The 6108-nt window shown below is 62.0% G+C and carries 6 protein-coding genes; all 6 read left to right on the forward strand.

The features are described from left to right. The coding region (gene dnaK / locus AACZ55_RS15235) for a molecular chaperone DnaK (RefSeq protein WP_339647474.1) at window positions 1-1710 on the forward strand (1710 nt) is incomplete at its 5' end. A 272-nt stretch (window positions 1711-1982) separates the two neighbouring features. After that, entirely contained in the window at window positions 1983-3107 is a 1125-nt protein-coding gene (dnaJ, locus tag AACZ55_RS15240) for a molecular chaperone DnaJ (protein WP_338608376.1), read from the forward strand. Between the two features lie 120 nt (window positions 3108-3227). Beyond that, window positions 3228-3779, forward strand: coding sequence for an NADPH-dependent FMN reductase (locus tag AACZ55_RS15245; RefSeq protein ID WP_339647476.1), 552 nt, complete (start codon window positions 3228-3230; stop codon window positions 3777-3779). A gap of 71 nt (window positions 3780-3850) precedes the next feature. Beyond that, window positions 3851-4537, forward strand: coding sequence for an orotidine-5'-phosphate decarboxylase (pyrF, locus tag AACZ55_RS15250; RefSeq protein WP_339647478.1), 687 nt, complete (start codon window positions 3851-3853; stop codon window positions 4535-4537). A gap of 12 nt (window positions 4538-4549) precedes the next feature. Then, window positions 4550-5389 (forward strand): 4-hydroxy-tetrahydrodipicolinate reductase, encoded by an 840-nt coding sequence (gene dapB / locus AACZ55_RS15255; RefSeq protein WP_339647480.1) that lies wholly within the window; start codon window positions 4550-4552, stop codon window positions 5387-5389. Between the two features lie 13 nt (window positions 5390-5402). Then, complete coding sequence (locus tag AACZ55_RS15260; RefSeq protein ID WP_339647482.1) at window positions 5403-6017, forward strand: 2,3-bisphosphoglycerate-dependent phosphoglycerate mutase; 615 nt, start codon at window positions 5403-5405, stop codon at window positions 6015-6017. Window positions 6018-6108: the final 91 nt, after the last annotated feature.

A 6108-nucleotide genomic window follows, 5' to 3' on the forward strand; every position in this document is an offset into this window, starting at 1 on the left:
GTCAAGCGCCTGATCGGGCGCCGGTTCGAAGACCCGATGGTCACCAAGGACAAGGGCCTTGTGCCCTACAAGATCGTCAAGGCTGACAATGGCGATGCGTGGGTGGAAGCGGATGGGAAGAAATCGTCTCCGTCCGAAGTCTCCGCCATGATCCTGGGCAAGATGAAGGAAACCGCAGAGAGCTATCTCGGCGAGCCGGTGACGCAGGCCGTCATCACGGTTCCGGCCTACTTCAACGACAGCCAGCGCCAGGCCACCAAGGACGCCGGCAAGATCGCCGGGCTCGAGGTGCTCCGCATCATCAACGAGCCGACCGCTGCCGCGCTGGCCTACGGGCTGGACAAGAAAGAATCCGGCACGATCGCTGTTTATGACCTTGGCGGCGGCACGTTCGACATCTCGATCCTCGAGATCGGCGACGGGGTTTTCGAAGTCAAATCGACCAATGGCGACACGTTCCTTGGCGGTGAAGATTTCGACATGCGCCTTGTCGATTACCTCGCTGACGAGTTCAAGAAAGAGCAGGGCATCGATCTGCGCGGCGACAAGTTGGCGCTGCAGCGGCTCAAGGAAGCTGCCGAAAAGGCCAAGATCGAGCTTTCGTCGGCTTCCCAGACCGAAGTCAACCTGCCCTTCATCACGGCCGATGCTTCGGGCCCCAAGCATTTGCAGCTCAAGCTGACCCGCGCCAAGTTCGAATCGATCGTTGAAGATCTGATCAAGCGCACCATTGATCCGTGCCGCGCCGCGCTCAAGGATGCCGGGATTTCGGCTGGCGAGATCGACGAAGTCGTTCTGGTCGGCGGCATGACCCGCATGCCCAAGGTGCAGGAAGAGGTGAAGAACTTCTTTGGCAAGGAGCCCCACAAGGGCGTGAACCCCGACGAAGTGGTTGCCATGGGCGCCGCCATTCAGGCCGGCGTTCTGCAGGGCGATGTGAAAGACGTTCTGCTGCTCGACGTGACCCCGCTTTCGCTGGGTATCGAGACGCTTGGTGGCGTATTTACCCGCCTGATCGACCGCAACACGACGATCCCGACCAAGAAGAGCCAGGTGTTCTCGACCGCCGAAGACAACCAGTCGGCCGTGACCATCCGGGTTTTCCAGGGTGAGCGTGAAATGGCGGCCGACAACAAGATGCTTGGCCAGTTCGACCTGGTCGGTATTCCCTCGGCGCCGCGCGGCGTGCCGCAGGTCGAAGTGACCTTCGACATCGACGCCAACGGCATCGTCAATGTGTCGGCGAAAGACAAGGGCACGGGCAAGGAGCAGCAGATCCGCATCCAGGCTTCGGGCGGTCTGTCGGACGCCGATATCGAGCAGATGGTCAAGGATGCCGAGACCAATGCCGAGGCCGACAAGAAGCGCCGCGAAGTGGTGGAAGCGAAAAACCAGGCCGAAAGCCTCGTGCATTCGACCGAATCCTCGCTCAAGGAGCATGGGGACAAGGTTTCGCCCGAGATCAAGACCGAGATCGAAACCGCCATCGCCGACACCAGGACCGCGCTCGAGGGCGACGACCCCGAAGCGATCAAGGAAAAGGCCGCTGCTTTGGCCCAGGCTTCGATGAAGCTTGGCGAGGCCATGTACAAGGCCAGCCAGGACGAAGCCGAAGCCGCCGCGGCCGGCGATGCGGCCAAGGATGACGAAGACGTTGTCGATGCCGACTTCGAAGAGGTCAAGGACGACGACGACAAGAAGTCGGCCTAAAGCCTTTGCCCTGAAACCGATCAGTGCCGCCTTCGGGCGGCACTGTTATTTCCGGGCGCCAGTTTCACGTGAATCACCGGTGAGCGCTGGTCTTTTCGCCGCTGCCTATGGTAACAGGCAGCAACGATGATTACCTAAGCGCACGACGGGTTCTGACCGTTGCCGGTCCCAAGAGAGATGCGTCATGACAAGAACGGTTGGTTTGGCACAAGAGATGATCTTGCATCCGTCCATTTTCTGCCCCTGCCGTGACACGGGGATAAACTAATCTCATGAGCAAAGCCGATTTCTATTCCGTGCTCGGGGTCGAAAAAACCTGTGACGCCGCCGGGCTCAAATCCGCCTATCGCAAGCTGGCCATGCAGTATCACCCGGATCGCAATCCGGGGGACACCGAGGCCGAGCACAAGTTCAAGGAAGTTTCCGAAGCCTACGACACGCTCAAGGACCCGCAAAAGCGCGCGGCCTATGACCGGTTTGGCCACGCGGCTTTCAATGGCGGCGGTGGCGGTGCCCAGGGGTTCGGGAATGATTTTTCCTCCTCGATGTCCGATATTTTCGAGGACATTTTCGGGGAATTCATGGGTGGCGCACGCGGCCAGCGTTCCCGCGACGGCCGCCAGCGCGGCTCGGATCTGCGCTACAATCTCGAAATCACCCTCGAAGACGCCTTTGCGGGCACCACTGTCGATATCGACGTGCCATCCCTGATCGGGTGCGAGACGTGCGAGGGGACGGGCGCCAAGCCGGGCACCGGGTTTTCGACCTGCCGCATGTGCGGCGGGCACGGCAAGGTGCGCGCAGCGCAAGGATTCTTTACCATTCAGCAGACCTGCCCCCAATGCCACGGGCGTGGGGAAACCATGGACCAGCCTTGCACCGACTGCCACGGGCAAGGCCGCCGGCAGACCTCGCGTACGCTCTCGGTCGATGTTCCCAAGGGAATCGAGGACGGCACGCGCATTCGTCTGGGTGGGGAAGGCGAGGCGGGATTGCGCGGCGGACCGGCCGGCGATCTCTACATCTTCGTTTCAGTCAGACCGCACCAGCTGTTCCAGCGCGACGGCGCCGATCTTTTCGCCAAGGTGCCCATTTCGATGATCACAGCGGCCCTGGGCGGCGAGTTCGAAGTGCCGACGCTCGAAGGCAGCCGTGCCAAGGTCAAGGTCAACGAAGGCACCCAGCCCGGCCAGCGCGTGCGGCTCAAGGGCAAGGGCATGCCGGTGCTGCGCAGCCAGCAGGTTGGTGACCTTTACGTCCAGCTCGAGGTGGAAACCCCGCAAAAACTCTCAAAGCGGCAGCGCGAACTGCTCGAAGAATTCGAAACGCTTTCCAACCGCGACACCTCGCCGGGTTCGGAAGGGTTTTTCGACAAGCTCAAGACAATGTTCCACTGACGTCGGTTGGCTGGACCTTTTTTCAAAAGCCCTTCGCGTTGCGGAGGGCTTTTTGTATGTGAGCGGTTGCGGCGATCCAAATGGCCCGCTTAACTGCCGCCCATCAACAAGGAGACACCAATGGCTAGCGCCCTTACCCTTTGCGGCTCGATCCGCGCCGGATCGGTCAACAAGACGCTTCAGGACGCGGTGGACGCAAAGCTCAGCGAAGCCGGGGTCGCGGTCAATTCGATCACGCTCAAAGATTTCGAGATGCCGGTTTTCAATCAGGATCTCGAGCCTGACAATGTGCCCGAGGCCGCAGGACAACTGGCCGATCTGTTCCGATCCCACGACATCGTGTTTATCGCCACGCCCGAATACAATGGCGGGCTGCCGCCGCTGGTCGTCAACACGATCGCATGGCTTTCCCGGCAAAAGCCTTCGCCCTTCCGGCATGCGGTGTTCGGGATCGGCGGGGTGTCCTCGGGGCGCTACGGGACCATATGGGCCCAGAGCCATTTGCGCGATTCGCTCTCCAAGATCGGCGCGCTGGTCGTGCCGACCCTGCTCGGCGTCGGTCCGGCTTCGAGCGCTTTCGCCGAGGACGGCTCGGTGGCAGAATCGGGGGTCAGCACCAAGATCGACCAGCTGGTCAAAGAACTCACCCATTTTTCACGCGGCGGGATTTAGAGCCGGAGCTTGCGCTCGGGCCCAACTCATGGCATCGAGCCTTGATACACCAAAGCACGCGGAGACATGGAATGGCCGGTGACCTGATTGTCGGGCTCGATGTCGGGACACGCCGTGAAGCCGAGGACATGATTTCCCGGCTCGATGGCATCGTCGATTTCTACAAGATCGGCTATCAGCTTTTCTATGGCGGCGACGGGCTGATCGTGGGCAAGGAATTGCTCAGGGCCGGCAAGCGCGTGTTTTTCGACCTCAAGCTCCTCGATATCGACAACACGATTGCAAAGGGCGTCGCGGCCATTGCCGAAACCGGCGCGACCATGCTCACGCTCCATGCCTATCCCAAGGCGATGGCGGCTGCAGTCAAGGCAGCCGAAGGGTCGTCGCTCTGCCTGCTGGGCGTCACCGTCCTCACCTCGATGGATCAGGCCGATCTCGATGATGCCGGCTATGGCGTTTCGGTTGCCGAGCTCGTGGCGCGTCGGGCGCGCCAGGCACGCGATGCGGGCATGGGCGGCGTCGTGGCCTCGGCCTTCGAGGCGCGGGCGGTGCGTGAGATCGTCGGGCCCGACATGGCCGTGGTGACCCCCGGTATCCGACCTGCCGGCGCGGACAGGGGAGACCAGAAGCGTGTGATGACACCGGCCGATGCGCTGGCGGCGGGCGCATCCCATCTTGTTGTGGCGCGGCCCATCATTGCCGCACCCAGCCCGCGCCAGAGCGCGCAGGCGGTGCTGGCCGAAATGCAGGCGGCGTAAAGGGAAAACAGCATGGCATTGAAAATCGGGGTTGTGGGCGCGGGCGGGCGCATGGGACAGACGGTTATCCGCGCCGTCGCGGCCCATGCCGGCATGACGCTCACAGCGGCTGCCGACCGGGACAATTCGAGCGTTTTGGGCAAGGATGCCGGCAGCCTTGTGGGGCTCGAACCGCTGGGCGTTGCCATCGGGGACACGCCACTCGATATAGCCGACCATGTCGATGCCATCATCGATTTCACGGCGCCGCAATTGAGCGTCGCGCTGGCCCGCCGGGCCGCAGAGCGCAAGCTGGTCCATATCATAGGGACAACCGGGTGTTCGCCCGAGGACGATGCAGCGATCGCCAGGGCAGGGCGCGAGGGCGCGCGGATCGTCAAATCGGGCAATATGAGCCTTGGGGTGAACCTTCTGGCCGCATTGGTCAAAAAGACAGCGGCGAGCCTCGACATCGATTTCGACATCGAGATCCTTGAAATGCACCACCGCCACAAGGTGGACGCGCCTTCGGGCACAGCGCTGCTTCTGGGCGAGGCGGCGGCCGAGGGGCGCGGCATCGATCTGGCCGACCATTCGGTCAAGGTGCGCGACGGGCACACCGGCGCGCGTGAACCTGGCTCCATCGGCTTTGCCACATTGCGCGGCGGCGGCATCGTGGGCGAGCATTCGGTTTTGTTTTCATCGATGGCCGAAACCCTCACCCTGTCCCATTCTGCGCGCGACCGGACGCTGTTTGCCGATGGAGCGCTTCGGGCTGCGCTGTGGGCCGCAGAACAGCCGGCGGGCCTTTATTCCATGGCCGATGTGCTCGGCCTGATCTGTAATGACCGCGTTATCGAACACGCGCAATGACAAGGACTGATTTATGACCGGCACGCTGATCCTCGTTCGCCATGGCCAGAGCGAATGGAATTTGAAAAACCTGTTCACCGGCTGGAAGAATCCCGGGCTGACCGATCTGGGGATCGAGGAAGCCAAAAAAGCCGGACAGGCCCTCAAGGCACGCGGGACCGTCCCGGACGCCTATTTCACATCCGCGCTGAGCCGCGCCCAGCGCACGCTCGACCTGATGCTCGAGGAAATGGGGATCACCGATCTCACCATCGTGCGCAGTCACAAACTCAACGAGCGTGACTATGGCGACCTTTCGGGGCTCAATAAGGACGATGCGCGGGAAAAATGGGGCGAGGAGCAGGTCCATATCTGGCGCCGCTCCTATGACGTGCCCCCGCCGGGCGGCGAAAGCCTCAAAGACACCGCGGCGCGGGTTCTGCCCTATTACGAAGCCGAGATCGCGCCGCTGCTCAAGGCCGGCAAGACCGTTCTGGTCACGGCGCATGGCAATTCGCTGCGTGCGCTTGTCATGAAACTTGAAGGGCTCGACGAAGAAGCGATCCTCAAGCGCGAAATCGCCACCGGGGCGCCCATCGTTTACGGGATCGACGAGAGCGGCGACCGGGTTTCGACCGAAGAGCTTTAATCGACCTTTTCGGGCGTATCGCCCAGAACGTCACGGACATAAAGTTCAAGCACCAGCACGCGCAGCGCCGCAAGCAGGGGTGTGCCCAGCG

This window comes from uncultured Pelagibacterium sp. (genome assembly GCF_963972885.1).
GTDB lineage: Bacteria > Pseudomonadota > Alphaproteobacteria > Rhizobiales > Devosiaceae > Pelagibacterium > Pelagibacterium nitratireducens.